Genomic DNA, 18302 nt, shown 5'->3' with positions numbered 1-18302 from the left:
GGATCCAGCGCCAGAGCTGGCCACCGAGTCGGGGTGGGGTTTTCCGCACCCCCGGGTTGCGGGATGTGGTCTGCGGGGCGCCTGCTACGTGGTGCGGGGTGCGTGCTGCGGGGTGCGGCGTCCGCTCCACGAGCGCGCGTCTCGTGAGGCGCCAGGTGCGTCCCATCCGGGTGCCGCGGCGGCGCGGATGATCCACATGTGCGCGCCCGCCCGGGGTTCCGTGTTCGCGCGCCCTACAGTGTGTGCCATGAACGACGACGTCCGCGCCCTCGGGCGGCCCACTGCTGTTTCCGTCCCCGCGGGGGACTTCGAACGCGACCCCGCCGTGGACGTCGCCCGCGTGGGGTGCGTGATCACCGTGGTGTGCAGTCACATCCTCATGGTCACCCTCACGGCGGATCCCGCCACCGGGGAGATCCGCTCTGTCCTGGTCCCGACTCAGCAGCCCTGGTACTGGTGGGCCACGTGGCTCCTGCAGATCATGCCCCTGTTCTTCGTGGTGGGTGGGACGGCCACGGCGGGGGCGTGGCGGCGTCGTCGGGCCCGGGGAATGGCGCGGGGCGAGTACGTGCGGGAACGCACGCTGCGGCTGATCCAACCCGCGGCGGTGCTGTGGTGTGTGCTCGCCCTCGGTGCGGGGATCGCGGTGGTGGCGGGAGCCGGGATCGAACTCGTGACGTTCGCGCTGTCCGGTGTGGGGATGGCGTTGTGGTTCCTGGCGGCCTACCTCGTCTGCCAGGGATTGGCACCGCTGTTCGTGGACCTGCACGAACGCATGGGGTGGGTGTGGTGCTGGTTCCTGTTCTCGTGCGCGGTGGCCGTGGACCTGCTGCGCCTGACCACCGGCTGGCAGTGGTGGGGGCTGCTCAACATGGTGTTCGTGTGGCCGCTCATCCAGCAGTTCGGCTTCTTCCGGGCGGACGGGTGGTTCGGGGCGCGGCGTCGACCGGTGCTCGTGGCGCTTGCCGCGGGATGCTACGCCGTGTCCGGGGTGTGCGTGGCCTCCGGGTCCTACGCCCCGGACATGCTCACCAACCTCAATCCGCCCACCGTGTGCATGGTGCTGCTGGGCTTCGCTCAGGCGTGTCTGCTGGAGGTGTTCTCCCCGCTGTTGCGGCGGGCCATGCACTCCCGGGTGGTCCGGGCGGTGGTGTATGTGGTGGGTACTCGTGCGTTGACCATCTACCTGTGGCACCTGCCCGTGGTGGTGGCGGTCATGGCGGTGTGGTTCTTCGCCGTGGGCTACGACCCCGTCCCCGGTTCCGCCGCCTGGTGGTGGCTGCGGATCCCCTTGACCGTCCTGTGTTGGGCGGTGGTGCTCGTGGTGGCCACGGTATTGCGGCGGCTCGAGTCCTCATCCACGGCACCGTGGGGCGCCCGCCCCATCCGGTTGTCCAATGCCGCCGTGGTCGTGGCACTCGTGTGTGCCGTGGTGCCGCCGTTGTGGGAGATCGTCACACTGCTCACGGTGCCGTTGACGGTGGCGGGCGCAGTGGGAGCGGTGGCCGCGGTGGTGCTGCTGCGCAGTGGCCGCGTCCCCTCGCGGGCCGAGCGGGCCGAGACAGCGCCCACTTCCCAGGCTCGCTGAGGCCACACGGCTTTAGCGCTGGACACTTTGAGGCACGCTGAGGCCACGCGGCGAATTGTGGGCACGCGGAGGCCACATGGGGTGGGGTGAAGTGGCCTCCACGCGACCAGAAATTACGCCATGGCCTCGGAGTGCCTGAGAGTTACGCCTCGGCACGGGAGCCCCGCCGGAAGAGGCTCACCCCTCCCGCGGGTCCCCCAGGTGGTCGATGACCAGTTCGAACAACCGCGGGACCACCATGGGGTGTACCTGGTGGCCCATCCCGGGGATCCGGACGAAGCGCGCATGGGGGATGACCTCGGCCGTGGCGGGGCCGCCGTCCGGGCGCACGATCTTGTCCTTGTCCCCGTGGATCACCAGCGTGGGGGCGGTGATCCGGGACAGCACCTCCGTGCGGTCCCCGGATGAGCGGATCGCCCCGATCTGACGGCGCATCGCCTCAGCCTCACCTCGCGGATCCAGGCTGCGGTCCCAGTGGGTTGCGGCGAGTTGACGTTCGTACGCCACGTCCACGGGGAACCCCGGACCGGCCAGGTGGTGGGACATGACCAGTCGCCCCCGGATGTACATGTCCCGGGTCTTCGCCCCGGGGAACATGAGCAACGCCGCGGTGGAGGTCGCGGCCGTCCCCACGGACGGATCGCCCGTGGTGGAGCACAGGGAAATGAGTCGCCGCACCAGCTCGGGGTGGTGGCCCGCCAACGACTGGGCGATCATCCCACCGAGTGAGAACCCCATGACATCCGCTTGCTCGACCCCCAGCGTCCGCAGGGTGTCCGCGACGTCCTCGGACATGTCCTCCACGGAGTACTGCCCCTCCGGCAGGGGCCCGCGCAGCAACCGGCGGGCCGAAGGGGGCGTGGAGGTCACCCGGAAGGAACGGCCCACGTCCCGGTTGTCCAGGCGGATCACCCGGTACCCGCGATCCGCGAGGGCATGGACGAAGGACATGGGCCACGTGGCCAGGTCGAACGCGAGCCCGGTGATCAACACGAGCGGCGCCCCGTCGGACGGCCCGTCCAGGCGCACGCAGATGAAATGGTCATCATCCAACTGCACCGTGCGTTCCTCACCGCTCTCACCGGGGCCCGTGAGCAGGGCGGGCAGCTGCTCGGGAACGGGAGCGGCGGCGTCGTCGAACCGCAGGAATCGATCCACGACCGGCTTACGCAACAACTGACGCCGGTCATCGAAGTAGTTCATGGCCATCCGCCACGGCGCCGTGTCCCCCTGGCGGGGCAGCTGGTCGAGGGAGCGTTGGACGTAGCCGGCGTCGAAGTCCAGCAACGGGCGCGTGCGCAGACCCTCGGGTGCGACCGGGCGCACTGACGCCGCGCCCACGGAATCCGTGTGCGCGATCAACCGGGACAGCCAGTCCACCACGAGTCCGATCTTCAGCGTCCACGACCCGTTCGTGTACCCAATCGCGAAGGCCAGGTTGGGCACGTCGCTCAGCATGGCGCCGCGGTAGGCGATCCGCTCGGGGAGGTTCACGGGTCGCCCGTCCACGCTCAAGCGCGCGCCGCCGAACATGAGCAGGTCGAAGCCCGTGGCGCTCACGACGACGTCCGCCGCCACCCGCCGCCCGTCCGTCAGGACGAGGCCGTCCGCGTCGAAACGGTCGATGCCCGCGGTCACGATATGGGCGTTGGGTTCGTGCAACGCTGCGAAGAAATCCCCGTTGGGCGCCACGCACAGCCGTTGGTCCCACGGGTCGTACGGCGGGGTGAAGTGCTCCCGGACGGAGACGTCCGCAGGGAGGCGACGGCGGTTCACGGCCGCGATTCCCGCCCGCACCACGCGCGGCGCGGCCTTGCTCGCCACCCACAGTGCTCTCTGCCCCGCGGCCATGAGCGGGCGCAGCACTCGCGCCGCCCGTGCCCTGCCGAGCACCATGAACAGCACCTTCTCGGCCACGCCGGGGGAGGGTAGGGGCAGGATGTACGACGGCGTCCGCTGCACCATCGTGGTCTCGGCACCCCGCGTGACGAGCTCGGGCAGCAGGGTCACCGCGGTGGCCCCGCTACCGATCACGGCGACCTTCTTGCCCCGGACGTCCAGGTCCTCGGGCCAGAACTGGGGATGCACGAGCTGGCCCCTGAACCCCTCGACCCCCGCGAAGTCCGGGATGTGGGGGCGGTCGTAGCCGTAGTACCCGGTGGCCATGAACACCCACGTGGCGGTGATCGGCTGGGTCTCGCCGGTGCCGATGGGTTCGGGCCGCGCGGCGCCGTCGACCGCGGCGTGGGCGGATCGATCGGAAGTTGCGGGGCGTTCGGCGTTGCCCGGCACGGTGTCATTACGGGGGCAGCGACCGGACGGTGCGGCGTCGTCGGGCTGCGGGCCATCAGCCGAGTGCCCGGGTGCGCCGCCGCCGACGTCGCTCGGAGCCGCCCCCGCGCGGGGTTCGGGTGGCGCGGTGCGCTCGACCGTCACGGTCCAGTGGCTGGCCCCGGAGGACCAATCCGCGGCGGTGACGCGCCGATGGTAGTGGATGAGCTTGTCAACCCCGGAGGCGCGAGCGGTGTCGCGGATGTAGTCCAGGATCGCGGAGCCCTCCGCGATGGGGTTCTGTCGGGTCCATGGGCGGAAGTCGTAGCCGTAGGTGTAGAGGTCCGAGTCGGAGCGGACCCCCGGGTAGCGGAAGAGATCCCACGTGCCACCGGAGTTCCCGCGGGACTCGAGCACCGTGATGCTCTTGCCGGGATGTTCGTAGCGGAGTTTGCAGGCCGCACCGATCCCGCTGAGGCCGGCCCCGATGATCAGGATGTCGGTGTGCTCGGGCAGCGCTGCGCTGGCGTGCTCGCTCATGGATTCATCGTATGGTCCTCGCGGGCACCGCACGCGCTACCCCGGGAAAGTGGCCGGATGGCCATTGTCCGTGGACCATGGGGTTCCTAGGCTGGGGTCCACATCATCGCCCACGCGAAAGAATCGACATGGATGCCGTAGGTGGGATGGTCCGCAGGACAGCGGGAATCACGCTCCTTGCCCTGCTGTTCCTCGCCCTGTTCGTGATGAATTCCTTCGCGTCGGAGCCGGTGTCCACGACGAGTGCGCAACCGGTGACCACGACAACGGCGGAATCGATGGGGATATCCGCATCCGAATACGCCCGGATCGTGCGAGCAGCCAACGCCGCGGGCATCAGCGAGACGCAGGTCGCCGCGGACATCGACTACGCGACCCGGACCACGACACCCCACCGTTTCCCCGGGGTGGTGAGCATGAGCGCCTCGGCCCAGGTCAACGGCTGTTCGAACCCCGTGCCCGGCCATGGCTACCAGAACGCGCTGTTCAACGCCGACTGCAACGCCCACGACGTGTGCTACGTGGCCGAGGGCGACGCTGGCCGCTCCCGCGCGCAATGCGACAGCGAATTCCGCAATGCCATGAATGCCACCTGCACACGCACCTACGTGAGCACGGACATCGAACACAAACGCTGCATCGGCACCGCCAGTTATTACTACTGGATGGTCAGGGCATTCGGCGCACCCTATTTCAAGGGATAGGACCATGAAGAAATTCAAGGGAGAAATCATCCTCGCCGTCAGTGGCGCAGTCTTGATTCTGTGTGCCTGGGTGTCCTACGTGAGCGCTTCCTGGTTCCCGGAGGCCACCCTGTCGGCCCCGGCCATCCCCTTCTTCCTGCTGATCCTGGCCGGCACCGTGTTCGTGTTGTGCGCCGCCAGCGGGATCGGAAAGCTCATCAACAAGGACTGAGGGCGAACCCCGCGCCTTGCGCCGACATGTGATCTGGGTTTCCTTGAGGGAAGCCTACGGCGGGTCCTGCATCGGACTATCTACCGGGCGAGCAACCAAGAAATGCACTGGTGCGACACCAGGGAGCTCCCGGAACAGCTGAGGATCCACACTCCACGTCGTGACCGGTAGCTTGTCACGAGGAGTTCAGTGCCATGATCGAGATCCAATTGACCATCCACGGTCGGCAATGTGGGTTCAACGACGTCAGCCCCCACACCCGACTGCTCGACTTCCTGCGGGAACGCGGACTGACCAGGGCCAAGGAAGGCTGCGCGAAGGGCGAGTGCGGGGCGTGCGCCGCCCGGACGAGATCATCCGCGCGATACGTTCGGGTGCCAGCCCCGCGGTCTGGCCGATGATGAGGGGGCGGCAACGATCGCGCCGTACATGGTGAGCACGTGTTGTGCTCCGAATGCGGTGGTGCAGTGGATGGATTCGGGTCAGTACGCGGTGCGGGAGGTGTTGGCCGCCCATGTGTCGAAGGGTTTGGTGCGGTTGTCGATGCCCACGTGGCGCACGGGCAGCAGTTCGTCCCGCTGGGCCCGGGTGGCGGTGAAGAAGTCGTAGAACACGGCGTCGTCGAAGCCGCCGTCCGCGGCGTCGTGGCGGTCCGCGGCGAAGTACACGGCGTCCAAGCGCGCCCACAGCGAGGACGACAGGCACATGGGGCACGGTTCGCAGCTCGAGTAGAGCACGGCGCCGCTGAGGTCGTACGTGCCCAGGGCGGCGCACGCGGCACGGATCGCGGAGACCTCGGCGTGGGCGGTGGGATCGTTGTCCGCGGTGACGCGGTTGACCGCCGTGAACTCGCGCCCGTCCGCGGTCACGACGACGGCGCCGAACGGGCCGCCGTCCTCGGAGGCGTTGCGCACGGCCACGTCGATCGCGCTGCGGAGGTGGCGTTGCACGGAGGCGTCGGCCGGGGCCGAGGTGGTGTGGTTGGGAGGGGTCATGGTGCTTCCTGTCATGGGTCTTAGATTGCGGTGGTGAGAATCAGGGGGAGTCGCTCTTGTAGACGCGATGGATCTGGCCGGTGTCCGTGAGCTCGCTGCTCTCCACGCGACGGCGCGTCTCCTCCACCAAGTGGTCATCCACGATGGCGGTCTCCTAGCTGTACAGCTAGGAGACCTCATGCCTCGCGACGGCCAGTGGGTGCCCACTCCTGGATCCAACGGATGACTCACCTGATTGCGGCGCGAGCGCTGGATGCGCCTTTGCTTTTACTCCGTTGAAGCAGATTTCTGCCGCCCTGCGTGCATTTGCTCCACTAGAAATGCCCAGGGAGGTGGAAGGGGCAACGTGACGGTCGAGCCGGTGAAGCATGCGCCTCCGTCCGGCCGCACGCCTCACCCGGCCGCGCCCCAGGCGGGCACACTCAGATCTTGAGGTGCACCAAACTCGTCCCCTTGGTCTCCAGCGCCGTGCGCACCGTGTCCGCGAGGGTGTCCATGGTCGCGGGGAGGCCAGTGGCGCCGAAGCCCTCGGCCAAGCGCACCCAGTCCGGCTGCACGAGGTCCACACCGAGCGGCTGGATGGAGCGGTCCACCATGTTCTGCCGGATCTCCCCGTAGCCGCCGTTGTCCACGCAGATCACGGGCAGGTCCAGGCCCAGTTCCACCGCGGTCATCAGTTCCTGGATGGAGAACATCAGGGCGCCGTCCCCCACGAGGCACACCACCGGGCGCTCGGGCGCGGCCAGCTTGGCGCCGATCGCCGCGGGCAGGCCGTAACCCAGCGTCGCGTACGTCCCCATGTAGAGCAGGGAGTGGGGAACGGGTGCGCGGAAGAACGTGGTGGATCCCATGTAGGTCACCTGGGACGAGTCGCCCGCCAGGATCGTGTCGTCCGGGACCACGTCCATGATGGTCTCGTTGAGCGCCGCGAGCTCGGGGGCCCACGTGCGGCCCTCCTCATCCATCGCATCGAAGACCTCGCGCAGGTCTGGTGCCGTCCGCGCGGAGGGCGCGACGTCGCCCGCCGCATCCGAGTCGGCGACGTCGGCCGAGCCGGCGGCGTGGCCGGGCCCCCCGGCGTCGGCCCGCGCCCGCAGACCAGCGAGCAACTGGGGGACCACCGCGGCGGAGTTGCCCGGGACCTCGACGTCCGGGGTGAGGTTGCACAGCATCTGGTCGCGCATGATGTCCACGCGCACCACGGGCCCCTGCGGGGTGATGTCGCCGCCCCACAGCTCGGCCTCGCCCACCTTGGAGCCGATCACGAGCAGGGCGTCCCGCGAGCGCAGGAACTCGTGGGCCGTGCTCAGCCGCAGGTCCGCGCCCAGGGAGAGCCGGTGTTTTTCGGGGATCGCTCCCTTGCCGTTGGTCGTGGTGATCACGGGTGCCTCGAGCAGTTCGGCCAGCTCGAGCAGGTGCTCCCCGGCGGCCAGGGAACCACCGCCGGCCAGGATGACCGGGCGCTCACTCGCGGCGAGCGCCTCGACGGCCGCGGCGACGTCGGCCTCCGGTGCCGGCGCGGGCTCGCCCAGGGGGCGGGGTGCGGTCGCGGACTCGGGGACGTCCGCGGGGGCCTCGAGGATGTCCAGGGGGATCTCGATGTGGATGGGCCGCGGCCGGGAGTGTGCGAAGTCGCGCATGGCGTCGTGGATCATGGTCACGGCCTCGGCGGCGGAGGTCACGCGCCGGGACACGCCCACGATCGCATTGACCGCGGCGGACGGGTTCTTGGTCTCGTGCAGCGAGCCGATGTCCCGGAAGTCGTGTCCCACGGGCCGCCCCGGGGAGAGCAGGATCATGGGCCGGGACTCGGCGTACGCGGTGGCCGCGCCGGACAGTGAGTTGAGCAGGCCGGGTCCGGAGGTCGTGATGACCACGCCGGGCAGCCCGCGCACCTGGGACCAACCGTCCGCGCCGTAGGACGCGCCCTGTTCGTGGCGCGTGGTGATCGGGCGGATCCCCAGCTCGCGCAGCGGCCGGTAGAACTCGAGCGAGTGCGTGCCCGGGATGCCGAAGACCGTGTCGATCCCGTAGCCGCGCAGCGTCTCCAGGACGGCACGGGCCGTGGTGCGCTCGGGGTGCGACGACGCCGCCCCCGCCGGGTTCTCGAACCCCCCGGGGGCGGCGGTGACCGTGTTCTCGTTGCTCATGCCTTGGACTCCTGAGTCCGTCGGTTCCATTCCTGACTGACGTCGGACGGGGTGGGCCTGCTCATGAGTGACACCGCCACGAACACCACTGCGGAGGCGATCAGCCCCATGTAGATGGGTGCGTTGGCGAGCACCCCGAAGACCATCATGCCCGCCACTGTGGCTACAACCCCCACCCCCATGGACCACATGGCGCCGGCCGCGGTGGCGCGCGGCCACAGCAGCCCGCGGCGATCGTGGCCCCGGAGGCGGTGGACATCATGGCCGCGACGCCCGCGGCGAGCACCACACCACCCAGGCCCACGGGGACGTGCTGCTGGGCCATGGCCGCGAAGGCCTCGTCCGGCATCTCGAGGGTGGGAAGAACGGCGGCCGCAGCGGTGCCGATCAGGGCGCCAGCCACGCCGTACAGGGCCACATACCCGGCGGAGATCACCCCGCCCCAGCGGGCGACCCCGGGGGAGCGGGCGGTGAACACGCGCTGCCAGATGTCCTGGCCGATCAGCATGCCGAATCCGTAGATCACGAACTGCGTGATGATCCCCTGCAGACCCATGGCGCCCAGGTCGAAGAAGGAGGAGTCCAGCCGCTCACGGATCCCGGACCACCCACCCCCGGCGGCCAGCGAGAACGGCAGGAGGATCGCGAAGATCCCCACGGTCATGAACACGAACTGCATGAGGTCCGTGAGGGTGATGGACCACATGCCACCGAGCACCGAGTATGCGATCACCACGGCGCCACCCAGGAGGATGGCCCACGGCCGGGAGATCGGGAACAGGACGGAGAAGATCGCCGCGTACGCCGCGGTGGAGGTCACCGCGATCATGATCGTGTACGCGAGCATCACGAAAGAGGACGCCGTGGCCCCGCCCTTGGCGCCGTAGCGCAACTGCAGCATCTGGGAGACGGTGAAGACCTTGAGCGACTGGATGCGCGCGGCGAAGAACAGACTCAGGACCCCCAGGCCCACGGCGATCGCCACCACGAGCCACATCCCGGAGATCCCGTACTGGTACCCGAGACCCACACCGCCCACGGTGGAGGCGCCGCCCAGGACCACGGCGGCCATCGTGGAGGTGTACAACCCCGTTCCCAGCCGGCGCCCGGCCACCCGGTAATCGGTGGCGGTGCGGGCGCGGCGTGCCGCCCACAGCCCGATCACCACCATGGCGATCAGGTACAGCACGATGACCAGGACGTTCACGGGGGTCTCCTCGACAGAACTCGGGGTGTCCGCGCGCGCGATCGGATGCGCTCGTGGGCGGGGTGGTTGGCACTAGGGTTCTATGCACCAGGTCACAAAAAGTATCACCGCGGTGGTGGTTCACGCCGCCGCGGGTGCCGTGTTCGTGGGAACCACGCCCCGAGAACCGCGGTGCACGTCCCCGGGTGATCCCCGGGAGGTAAGGAGTTCAGCTGTGGAACCGGAACGCGTCGTCGAAACCAATGCAGCGGGTGAGCAACGGGTGGGCCCCGTCAACGCGGCCCTGACACCGCGGTGGGCCGGGCCGGCCACGTTCGCGCGGTTGCCCCGCACGGATCAGGTGGAGCACACGGACATCGCCGTGGTGGGCGTGCCGTTCGACTCGGGCGTCTCCTACCGTTCCGGTGCGCGCTTCGGTCCGAATCACGTGCGCGAGTCCTCCCGGTTGCTGCGCCCCTACAACCCCGCGCAGAACCACTCGCCGTTCGCCCACCTGCAGGTCGCGGACGCCGGGGACATCGTGGGCAACCCGTTCGACATCCCCGAGGCCATCGCGTCCATCGAGACCGCCGCCAAGGAGCTCATGGGGGAGTCCACCAAGGTCGTGGCGATCGGCGGGGACCACACGATCGCGTTGCCGCTCATGCGCGCCGCCCACTCACGGCACGGCAAGATCGCGCTGTTGCACTTCGACGCCCACCTGGACACGTGGGACACCTACTTCGGTGCCGAGTACACCCACGGCACCCCGTTCCGCCGGGCGTTCGAGGAAGGCATCATCGACACGGACGCCGTGATGCACGTGGGCACCCGCGGGCCCCTCTACGGCACCCAGGACCTGGACGACGACGCTCGCTTCGGTTTCGAGATCGTCTCCTCCGCGGACGTCATGCGCTCCGGCGTGGACGCCGTGGTCGCGGCTCTGCGCGAGCGCGTGGGGGACCGCCCGCTGTATGTCTCCCTGGACATCGACGTCCTGGACCCCGCCCACGCCCCCGGCACCGGCACGCCCGAGGCCGGTGGCATCACGAGCCGCGAGGTCCTCGAGATCCTGCGCGGTCTGCGCGGTCTGGACGTCGTCGCGTGCGACGTCGTGGAGGTCGCCCCCGCCTACGACCACGCCGAACTGACCGGGATCGCCGCGGCCCACGTGGTCTACGAGCTGATCTCGCTCATCAGCCTGGGCGCCGGCGCGTCCGCGGACGGCCCCGCCTATGGCATTTCGGGTGCCCGTTACGGGGGCCAGCGATGAGCGCGTTCGCGTCCCGCGCGGGGGAGTTCCGGCCCTCCCCGGTGCGCGCGGTGTTCGAGACGGCCATGGACCCCTCGGTGGTGTCCCTGGCCGGGGGCAACCCGGATCTGTCCGTGCTGCCGGGCGGGACCGTGGGGGATCTGGCCGCGCAGCTGATCCGTGAGCGCGCCGGTGAGATCCTGCAGTACGGTTCCGGCGCGGGGACCGCGGGCCTGCGCGAACTGAGCGTGCGGCTCATGGCGCGGGGCGGGTCCACGGTCACGGAGGCGGACGTCCTGCCGACCACCGGGTCCCAAGCCGGGTTGGACCTCGTGACCAAGCTGTTCTGCGATCCCGGGGACGTGATCCTGGCCGAGGGCCCCACCTACGTGGGTGCGCTGGGCGTGTTCGGCGCGTACGAGGTGGACGTGCGTCACGTCCCGGTGGACGAGCACGGCATGGACCCGAGCGCCGTCGCCGACGCGTTGGACGACGCCGCGGCGCAGGGTGAGCGCGTCCCGTTCGTGTACGTGATCCCCAGTTTCCAGAACCCCACGGGCGTGACCATGCCGGTGGAGCGGCGGCGCGAACTGGTGCGGGTGTGCGCCGATCGGGACGTGATGATCATCGAGGACGATCCCTACGCCCTGCTGTCCTTCGACCGCGCGCAGCCCCTGGCCTCGATGCACGGGATGGACCCGGAGCACGTGATCCACCTGGGCAGCTTCTCCAAGATCTTCGCCCCGGGGCTGCGGATCGGCTGGATCGCGGCTCCCCCGGAGGTCAGGGGCCGGTTGCAGATCGCCGCGGAGTCCGTGGTGATCCACCCGTCCAACCTGGCACAGTCCCTCGTCACGGCGTGGGTGGGTTCCGAGCACTGGGAGCCCGCGCTCGACAACGCTGTGACCCTGTACCGCGAGCGCTGGGAAGCCATGGACGCGGCGTTGACCGAGTTCATGCCGTCCTCCGCGCGGTGGACCACGCCCACGGGCGGGTTCTTCACGTGGGTCACGGCGGACGGGTTGGTGGGCAAGGACGTCCTCGCGGAGGCGATCGCCCATGGGGTGGTCCTGGTACCGGGCTCGGCGTGTTACATGGATGGCCGGGACTCGGACGCGGTGCGGCTCGCGTTCTCCGGTGTTGCTCCCGCGCGGATCCGGGAGGGCGTCAAGCGGTTCGCGCAGGTGCTGCGGGACCTCTGACGCCGTCGTGCTCGCACCGCGGTGCTTCCGCCGGAGGCCGAGCGCCGTGGACGCGGACCGGCGACGGGACGTACTCGAGCATCCCGTGGTCGGTGGGCGCGGTCAGGGTCGCGGGGGAGAGATGGGCGTCCTGCGCGGTCCGGAGAGTGCGCGCATCCAACAGGGCCCGCGCGGTGCGTTCGAGGGACACCCGTGCGTGGCCCGCGGTCCCCGTGGCGAGCAGCGCGCAGGCCGCGGCGGCCATGCCGTAGCCCGCGGTGTGGTCCAGGGCCTGGACCGGTAGGGCCCCGGGGCGCCACTTACCGTGCTCGTCCCGCGCACCGTAGTGTTGGGCGATCCCCGTGGCGGCCTGGACGATGCTGTCGAATCCACGCTGCCCGCCCCGAGGGCCGGAAGGCTCCCACGCGCTGAGTTCCACGTGGACCAGGTGGGGGAAGCGGTCGCGGATGCTCGCGGCGGCGAGACCGAGATCGGTCAGGGAGCCGGGCCGGTACCCCGTGAGCAGGACGTCCGCGGCGTCCAGGGCGTCGGCCAGATCCTCCGCCCGCGCGGGATCCGCCAGATCCCACGACACGCAGCGCACCCCCGAATCGGTGTCCAGGTGCTGGCCGAGCAGTTCGGGCAGGGCGGGAGGGTCGATGCGCAGCACGTCCGCGCCCAGGGCTGCCAGGAACTTGGTGGCCGTGGGGCCCGCGATCACCCGGGTCAGGGAGACCACGCGTACGCCCGCCAGGGGAGTGAGCGACGCCGTCCCCCGCGGTGCCGCGAACGGACCCTTCACGGAACTGGACGGACAGCCTGCGGAATCGGACGAACGGATCGACGCGCCGGAACCGTCACGGTCGAACACTCGGACGGGGATGTCCGCCGGGGTGAGCTCGAGCCACGGCCCCGACTCGGACGCCGCATCTGCGCGCCATTCCTGCTCCGTGGCCACGCGAGCGGCAATGCCGCCCTCGGCGACGATCCGGGACTCGGCCTGCTCCCCGGTGAGCTGGGCGAGGGCGGGTGCGAGGGCGTCGTCGTGCGTGATGTCCAGGGCGCGGAACAAACGCTCGCGGTGGTGCGGGTAATTGGCGTGCGTGCGCAGCCAGCCGTCCGACACGGGGAAGAAACCGGAACACGGGGCGAAGCCGGGCAGGGACTGCCCGTCGAGGCGGAGGTGGGAGACCGAGTCGAACGCCGCGATGACCTCCGGCAGCCGCGCCGTGATGACGCTGTCCCGATGGCCCATGGTGCGGGCGAGCTGCTGGGCGCCCGCCACTGCCAGCCCCACCCCCGAAACCGCCAGCCGCTGGACGTCCAACGGTCCGGACCAGTACCGACCACTACCGTGCACCGCGGTCGCCGCGTGCTCACTCGCGCGCGGGAGCAGCCCGTCGAGTGCCGAAAGGATCTCCTGCATGCCGCTGCCTCCCGGGGCCGGAACCGTGGGCCACGATTCAAGCACACGGGCGCGCTCCGCGGGGTTCACGCGGGAGGAGGCCGTACCGCGCATGCTTAGGATTGTGAGTCATGGACTCCTCGCACGCTCCGGCCGCCGACGACCGCCGAGCCCGCATGCTGCGCAGCGCCGCGCGACTGCGTGCGGTGCTGCGCCAAGGGGTGTACTTCCTACGCAGCATGGAGGGGGCGCGGGAGCTCACGAGTCAGCAGATCAGCTTGTTGACCATGCTCAAACCGGGCGGTGCCCGCATGACGAGCATCGCCTCGAACCTCGGGGTGCGCACCCCCACGGCCACGCAGAGCGTGGACCGGCTGAGCAAGGCCGGACTCGTGCAACGCGATCCGGACCCCACCGATGCGCGGGCCGTCCTGGTGTCGCTGACCCCGCAGGGGGAAGAGGTGCTCGCGCGTGAGGATCAGCACCGCAGTGAACGGGTCGCGGATGTGCTGTCCGAATTGAGTGCCGAGGAACTCGACCTCCTGGACGCCGCGCTGCCGGTGTTGGCCAAGCTCGCGCGGGCCCAGGAGTCGAGCGGGGACTGACCCGGGTCAGAGGGTCTCTGTGACGTCGTCCTCGAGGAAGCGGGGGCCGCGCTCGTAGGCGGGGGCCACGGGGTGCCCCAGGTTCACGACCACGATCGAGCGCTTGCCCGTCCCGGCGAAGAACTCCCGGTCCACGGCCTCGGCGTCGAAACCGGTCATGGGCCCGGCGGCCAGACCCGCGGCGCGCGCGGCCACGATGAAGTAGCCCACCTGGATGTGGGAGTTGGCCTTGCCACTGGTCAGGCGGAGATCATCGTTGTCGTCGTACATGCCCTGCAGCTGCGGGGCGGCGGGGAGGAACTCGGGGAAGCGGGTGTGCCAGTTCTCGTCGTAGGCCAGGATTGCGGTCAGCGGGGCCTTGCGGGTCTTCTCCTGGTTGCTGCCGCTCATGTGCTGGACCAGGCGCTCGCGGGCCTCGGGGGTCTCCAGCCACGTGATGCGCAGGGGCTGGGAGTTGAACGCGGTGGGGCCCATCTTGGTGATCTCGTAGATGGCGCGCTTCTCGTCCTCGGTCACGGGCTCGTCCGTGAAGTGGTTCGCGGTGCGGGCGTCGAAAAACAGACGGTCGGCATCCTCCTCGGTAATCGCAAGGGCCAAATGTTCAGCGGTCATGACGGTCATGGCACGTCCTTTCTACGGCGTCGGACACCCGGTTCATCGGGCGTCCGCAATAATTTCTTCAGAAACTATACGTGCTGTGCCGTGGCACCGTAAACCGAATGTCAGCAAGCTCACGTGGGCGGTAACTTGTTCGGGTGACTACAGCTTTCCTGCCCGGTGTCCTCACGGGCCTGGCCCTCATCGTGGCCATCGGGGCCCAGAACGCCTTCGTACTGCGACAGGGCATCCGCCGCCAACACCTGGGCGTCGTGGTGGCGATCTGCATCGCCTCGGACGTGGTGCTGATCGCCCTGGGAACCGCCGGCATCGGGTTCCTGATCGAACGCGCGCCCTGGTTGCTGGACATCTTCCGCTGGGCCGGGGTCCTCTACCTCGTGGGATTCGCCGTGCTCTCGTTCAAGTCGGCGCTGAAACCCCAGACCCTCGAGGCGGCTCAGGAGGGCGGTGGCTCACTGCGCACCGCGGTGCTCACCACCCTGGCCCTCACGTGGCTGAACCCCCACGTGTACCTGGACACCGTGCTCATGCTCGGGAACCTGGCCAATCAGCACGGTGACCACCGTTGGATCTTCGCCGCCGGTGCCATGACCGGTTCCGTGATCTGGTTCTCCGCGCTGGGCTGGGGTGCGCGCGCCCTGTCCCAGGTGCTCAACACCCCGCTGACCTGGCGGATCGTGGATGTGGGTGTGGGGCTGGTCATGCTGTTCATCGCCGTCAAGCTCGCGTTCATGCCAGGGGTCTGAGCCCTCATTGACGCGTGTGCTGGAATGGTGCCATGACGCCCACGTCCTCCTACACCAGCAGCGGAACCGGGCGTAGGTCCCAGGAATTCACCCCGGCCGCGGCACTGTGCGGTTTCCTGGAGCACTCCGGTCGCCGGGCCGCCGAACTGAGTCCCGGCTACGAGCACGTCTGGGAGTGCGTGGCCCGCGTGACCGGCCCCGGGGACGGGCTGCAACAGGGGCTCGTGATGGCCGCGGCGGAGTCCTATCCGGCCCGGCCCACCCGCCCGGTCCTCAACGCGGTGGCGGCCGCCTTCGAGTTGCTCCGCGCGTCCCTCGAGCTCCGCGACGGCGTGCAGACGACACCCGGCGGCGCAACGCCCAGTGACCTCTCGCCCCATGGCGCGACCATGGCGCGCTCGGCCCACACCGATGCCGCCGGGGAGGCCGACGACGCCCTCGCGAGCGACCTCGCCCTGTCCGGCGCCTACCGGATGATCGCGACGTCCCACGCGCCGGAGTCCCGCCTGCTCAAGCTCCTGGACATCCTCGACCACGCTGCGTTCCACGCCGCCGCCGGGGATCGGATGGCCGCCGAACACGCGCGGCGCACCGGGGCGGTTTCTCGCCAGGAGGTCCTCGACGCCCTGCGGATCGGCAGCGCCGTCCCGTGCTTCGAGGCGCCGCTGCGCGCCGGAGCAGTCCTCGGGGGTGCCCCGACCGCGCAGGTCACGGCCCTCGCGCAGGCCGGCCGCGCGCTCGGCGTCGCCCATGCACTCGCGGGGGAGTTGAGCGTGTGCGCGGGCTCGGAGGTCGACGACGCCCCGGCCCGGTTCCTGACCTCCGGGCGCCGCACCGTGCTGGGCTGCCTCGTGGAGTCCGGCCCGCACGGCCCCGCGTGGCGCGCGCTCCGTGAACGCTGCGTGCAGCGAACCGCTTCGTCCGACGACGTCGCCCACGCCCGCGATCTGCTGTCCCGCTCCGGCGCGGACGCGGCCGTGGCACGGATGGTCGAGATCGCCGTCGAGCGGGCGCGGGACGCCATGACCGCCGGGGACCTCCCCGCGCCCCTCACGGAACGACTCACGGGATGGGCGGAGCGGGAGCTGATCCGCTGACACCGACGCGGCACAAGCCGTGCCCCACACACGGCGACGGCGCGCGGACCGAGGTCCACGCGCCGTCGTCAGGAGAGCGGGGTGCACGCCGTGAGCGGCAGCGCACCCCGCGCCGGGACGATCAGATCCGCGCCAGCGCCCCCGCGGGGTTCTCGATGCAGTCGGCCACGAAGCGGATGAAGCCGCCCGCCGCGCCGCCGTCGCACACGCGGTGGTCGAAAGCGATCGACAGGGTCGCGACCTTGCGCACCGCGAGTTCACCGTTGACCACCCACGGCTTGTCGATGATCCGACCGATCCCCAGGATCGCGACCTCCGGGTGGTTGATGATGGGCGTGGCACCGTCCGTGCCGAACACCCCGTAGTTGTTCAGCGTGAACGTGGAACCACTCAGCTGCGCGGGGGAGGCCTTGCCGGAGCGGGCGACGTCGATGACCTCCCGCATGGCCACCGTGAGCTCCACGGCGCTGAGCCGGTCCGCGTTGCGCAGGTTGGGCACCATGAGCCCGCGCTCGGACTCCACGGCGAGCCCCAGGTTGATGCCCTGGAACCGGGTGATCGTGCGGGATCCGTCCGGCGCGGTGTCCATGCGCGCGTTCAACTGCGGGAACCGCTGCAGCCCGGCCAACGTGAACCGCGCGATCAGCGCGAGCAGGCTGGGCGTGGTCCGCGGGTCCGCGGCCTTGAGCTCGGCGCGCAAGCGCAGCAGCTCGGTGGCGTCCACGTCCACCCACACGGTGGCCTCGGGGATCTCGCCTCGCGAGCGCGTCATGGCGTCCGCAATGGTCTTGCGCACACCCTTGACGGGCTCCCGGACGGCCACGCCCAACCCCGTGCGGGGGTCCACGTCCTGACCCGTCCCACCGAGCTCCGGCGAGGACGACGGCGCCGCGGGCGGCTTCGGAGCCCCGGCCAGGCCCGCAGGTCCACCCTGAGCCCCCGGTCCACCCGGTGCCGGGGGCGGCGGAACGGGTGCACCGGTCGTGAGACCCGGGGCCGCGGGACCGGCCGTGGCCAGACCCGTGGGAGCCGGCCCGGCGGCGTCGGCCCGGGAACGCTGGTCCTCGACCTGGTCCAGCGCAATGAGGACGTCGCGGCGCATGATGAGACCGCCCGGGCCGGTGCCCGCGAGCGCGGTGATGTCCACGCCGTGTTCGCGCGCGAGCTTGCGCACGAGTGGCGAGACGACCGTGGGGGCCATCCGGGGTGCCGCGGTCAGCGCGTCGTGCGTGTGGGCAGCCGCGCCCGTGGGGGCAGCGCCGTCCGGAGCGGCAGGACCGCCGCGCTTGCGCCGCCGCCGCCGGGAGGACCCCGCGGCGGACGTCCCGTAACCGATCAACACGTTGCCGGAGGACTCGTCCTCGCCGGCCTCGGGGTCGGCCTCGTCCACGGAGAGCTCGGCCGACGGGCGGGTGCCCGCGAGCTCCTCCTCGCGGTACCCGGCCCCGTGGGTGGGCTCGGGAGCGTCGTCGTCGGATCCGGAACCCGCGGCGGACTCCGGGGCCTCGATGCCGTCGGAGACGGAGATCAGCGGTTGGCCCACCAGCAGCGTGTCGCCCTCGGCGCCGTGGAGTGTGTGCACCACGCCCTCGAACGGGGTGGGTACCTCCACGGCCGACTTGGCGGTCTCCACCTCCACGATCGGCTGGTCCATGGTGACGGTGTCACCCTCGGCCACGAGCCAGCGGAGGATGTCCGCCTCGGTGAGCCCTTCGCCCAGGTCGGGCAGGTTGAACACATTGATGCTCACGGG

14 protein-coding genes and 2 pseudogenes are annotated in these 18302 nt (G+C 70.3%); 9 read left to right on the top strand and 7 right to left on the bottom strand.

Annotated features, from left to right (window positions below):
- The first annotated feature begins 247 nt into the window (after nt 1-247).
- Nucleotides 248-1588, top strand: a complete 1341-nt coding sequence (locus IE157_RS12170; RefSeq protein WP_193520101.1) for an acyltransferase family protein — start codon at nt 248-250, stop codon at nt 1586-1588.
- A 177-nt stretch (nt 1589-1765) separates the two neighbouring features.
- On the opposite strand, the gene IE157_RS13010 is transcribed toward IE157_RS12170, so the two are convergent.
- Entirely contained in the window at nt 1766-4399 is a 2634-nt protein-coding gene (locus IE157_RS13010) for an alpha/beta fold hydrolase (RefSeq protein WP_318281474.1), read from the bottom strand.
- A gap of 128 nt (nt 4400-4527) precedes the next feature.
- Between IE157_RS13010 and IE157_RS12150 the strand changes: the two genes are divergently transcribed.
- The 3 genes and pseudogenes from IE157_RS12150 to IE157_RS12140 form a co-directional block, all read left to right on the top strand.
- Nucleotides 4528-5103 (top strand): hypothetical protein, encoded by a 576-nt coding sequence (locus IE157_RS12150; protein ID WP_193520100.1) that lies wholly within the window; start codon nt 4528-4530, stop codon nt 5101-5103.
- Nucleotides 5104-5107: 4 nt separating this feature from the next.
- On the top strand, nt 5108-5314 hold the full coding sequence (locus tag IE157_RS12145; protein ID WP_193520099.1) for a hypothetical protein: 207 nt from the start codon (nt 5108-5110) through the stop codon (nt 5312-5314).
- A gap of 194 nt (nt 5315-5508) precedes the next feature.
- A pseudogene (locus IE157_RS12140) lies at nt 5509-5655 on the top strand (2Fe-2S iron-sulfur cluster-binding protein); the annotation flags it as partial.
- Between the two features lie 141 nt (nt 5656-5796).
- Here the strand turns inward: IE157_RS12140 and IE157_RS12135 are convergent.
- From IE157_RS12135 to IE157_RS12125, 3 genes and pseudogenes are all read right to left on the bottom strand, one after another.
- Nucleotides 5797-6309, bottom strand: coding sequence for a nucleoside deaminase (locus tag IE157_RS12135; RefSeq protein ID WP_193520097.1), 513 nt, complete (start codon nt 6307-6309; stop codon nt 5797-5799).
- Nucleotides 6310-6731: 422 nt separating this feature from the next.
- On the bottom strand, nt 6732-8459 hold the full coding sequence (locus IE157_RS12130) for a thiamine pyrophosphate-binding protein (protein ID WP_193520096.1): 1728 nt from the start codon (nt 8457-8459) through the stop codon (nt 6732-6734).
- Nucleotides 8456-9666: pseudogene (locus IE157_RS12125) on the bottom strand (sodium:solute symporter family transporter). Before IE157_RS12125 ends, IE157_RS12130 begins: the two are co-directional and overlap by 4 nt.
- Before the next feature lie 214 nt (nt 9667-9880).
- Here IE157_RS12125 and speB point away from each other — a divergent pair.
- Nucleotides 9881-10918 (top strand): agmatinase, encoded by a 1038-nt coding sequence (gene speB, locus IE157_RS12120; RefSeq protein ID WP_193520095.1) that lies wholly within the window; start codon nt 9881-9883, stop codon nt 10916-10918.
- Complete coding sequence (locus IE157_RS12115; protein WP_193520094.1) at nt 10915-12099, top strand: aminotransferase-like domain-containing protein; 1185 nt, start codon at nt 10915-10917, stop codon at nt 12097-12099. The genes speB and IE157_RS12115 overlap by 4 nt, the downstream gene beginning before the upstream one ends.
- Here IE157_RS12115 and IE157_RS12110 read toward each other — a convergent pair.
- Entirely contained in the window at nt 12065-13597 is a 1533-nt protein-coding gene (locus IE157_RS12110) for a CoA transferase (RefSeq protein WP_193520093.1), read from the bottom strand. The two genes, IE157_RS12115 and IE157_RS12110, sit on opposite strands and share 35 nt — an antisense overlap.
- A gap of 17 nt (nt 13598-13614) precedes the next feature.
- Between IE157_RS12110 and IE157_RS12105 the strand changes: the two genes are divergently transcribed.
- Entirely contained in the window at nt 13615-14088 is a 474-nt protein-coding gene (locus IE157_RS12105; protein ID WP_064846851.1) for a MarR family winged helix-turn-helix transcriptional regulator, read from the top strand.
- Between the two features lie 6 nt (nt 14089-14094).
- On the opposite strand, the gene IE157_RS12100 is transcribed toward IE157_RS12105, so the two are convergent.
- Nucleotides 14095-14709 carry a malonic semialdehyde reductase gene (locus IE157_RS12100; RefSeq protein WP_193520092.1) on the bottom strand — a complete coding sequence of 205 codons (615 nt, stop codon included), beginning with the start codon at nt 14707-14709 and terminating at the stop codon, nt 14095-14097.
- A 134-nt stretch (nt 14710-14843) separates the two neighbouring features.
- On the opposite strand from IE157_RS12100, the gene IE157_RS12095 reads away from it, so the two are divergent.
- Together IE157_RS12095 and IE157_RS12090 are read left to right on the top strand one after the other, a co-directional pair.
- On the top strand, nt 14844-15452 hold the full coding sequence (locus tag IE157_RS12095; RefSeq protein WP_193520091.1) for a LysE/ArgO family amino acid transporter: 609 nt from the start codon (nt 14844-14846) through the stop codon (nt 15450-15452).
- Nucleotides 15453-15484: 32 nt separating this feature from the next.
- Nucleotides 15485-16549, top strand: a complete 1065-nt coding sequence (locus tag IE157_RS12090; protein ID WP_193520090.1) for a polyprenyl synthetase family protein — start codon at nt 15485-15487, stop codon at nt 16547-16549.
- Nucleotides 16550-16670: 121 nt separating this feature from the next.
- On the opposite strand, the gene IE157_RS12085 is transcribed toward IE157_RS12090, so the two are convergent.
- Nucleotides 16671-18299 carry a dihydrolipoamide acetyltransferase family protein gene (locus IE157_RS12085; protein ID WP_193520089.1) on the bottom strand — a complete coding sequence of 543 codons (1629 nt, stop codon included), beginning with the start codon at nt 18297-18299 and terminating at the stop codon, nt 16671-16673.
- Nucleotides 18300-18302: the final 3 nt, after the last annotated feature.

This window comes from Kocuria marina (genome assembly GCA_014652975.1).
Lineage (GTDB): Bacteria > Actinomycetota > Actinomycetes > Actinomycetales > Micrococcaceae > Kocuria > Kocuria marina.
The sequence above is the reverse complement of the archived record's forward strand: the minus strand, read 5'-3'. Positions and strand labels throughout refer to the sequence as shown.

What these genes read in the sequence shown, in the direction of transcription:
- IE157_RS12105 (WP_064846851.1), top strand. Translation starts at nt 13,615, where the DNA reads ATGGACTCCTCGCACGCTCCGGCCGCCGACGACCGCCGAGCCCGCATG.
- IE157_RS12170 (WP_193520101.1), top strand. Translation starts at nt 248, where the DNA reads ATGAACGACGACGTCCGCGCCCTCGGGCGGCCCACTGCTGTTTCCGTC.
- IE157_RS12150 (WP_193520100.1), top strand. Translation starts at nt 4,528, where the DNA reads ATGGATGCCGTAGGTGGGATGGTCCGCAGGACAGCGGGAATCACGCTC.
- IE157_RS12110 (WP_193520093.1), bottom strand. Translation starts at nt 13,597, where the DNA reads ATGCGCGGTACGGCCTCCTCCCGCGTGAACCCCGCGGAGCGCGCCCGT.
- IE157_RS12090 (WP_193520090.1), top strand. Translation starts at nt 15,485, where the DNA reads ATGACGCCCACGTCCTCCTACACCAGCAGCGGAACCGGGCGTAGGTCC.
- IE157_RS12145 (WP_193520099.1), top strand. Translation starts at nt 5,108, where the DNA reads ATGAAGAAATTCAAGGGAGAAATCATCCTCGCCGTCAGTGGCGCAGTC.
- IE157_RS12130 (WP_193520096.1), bottom strand. Translation starts at nt 8,459, where the DNA reads ATGAGCAACGAGAACACGGTCACCGCCGCCCCCGGGGGGTTCGAGAAC.
- IE157_RS12100 (WP_193520092.1), bottom strand. Translation starts at nt 14,709, where the DNA reads ATGACCGTCATGACCGCTGAACATTTGGCCCTTGCGATTACCGAGGAG.
- IE157_RS13010 (WP_318281474.1), bottom strand. Translation starts at nt 4,399, where the DNA reads ATGAGCGAGCACGCCAGCGCAGCGCTGCCCGAGCACACCGACATCCTG.
- IE157_RS12135 (WP_193520097.1), bottom strand. Translation starts at nt 6,309, where the DNA reads ATGACCCCTCCCAACCACACCACCTCGGCCCCGGCCGACGCCTCCGTG.
- IE157_RS12115 (WP_193520094.1), top strand. Translation starts at nt 10,915, where the DNA reads ATGAGCGCGTTCGCGTCCCGCGCGGGGGAGTTCCGGCCCTCCCCGGTG.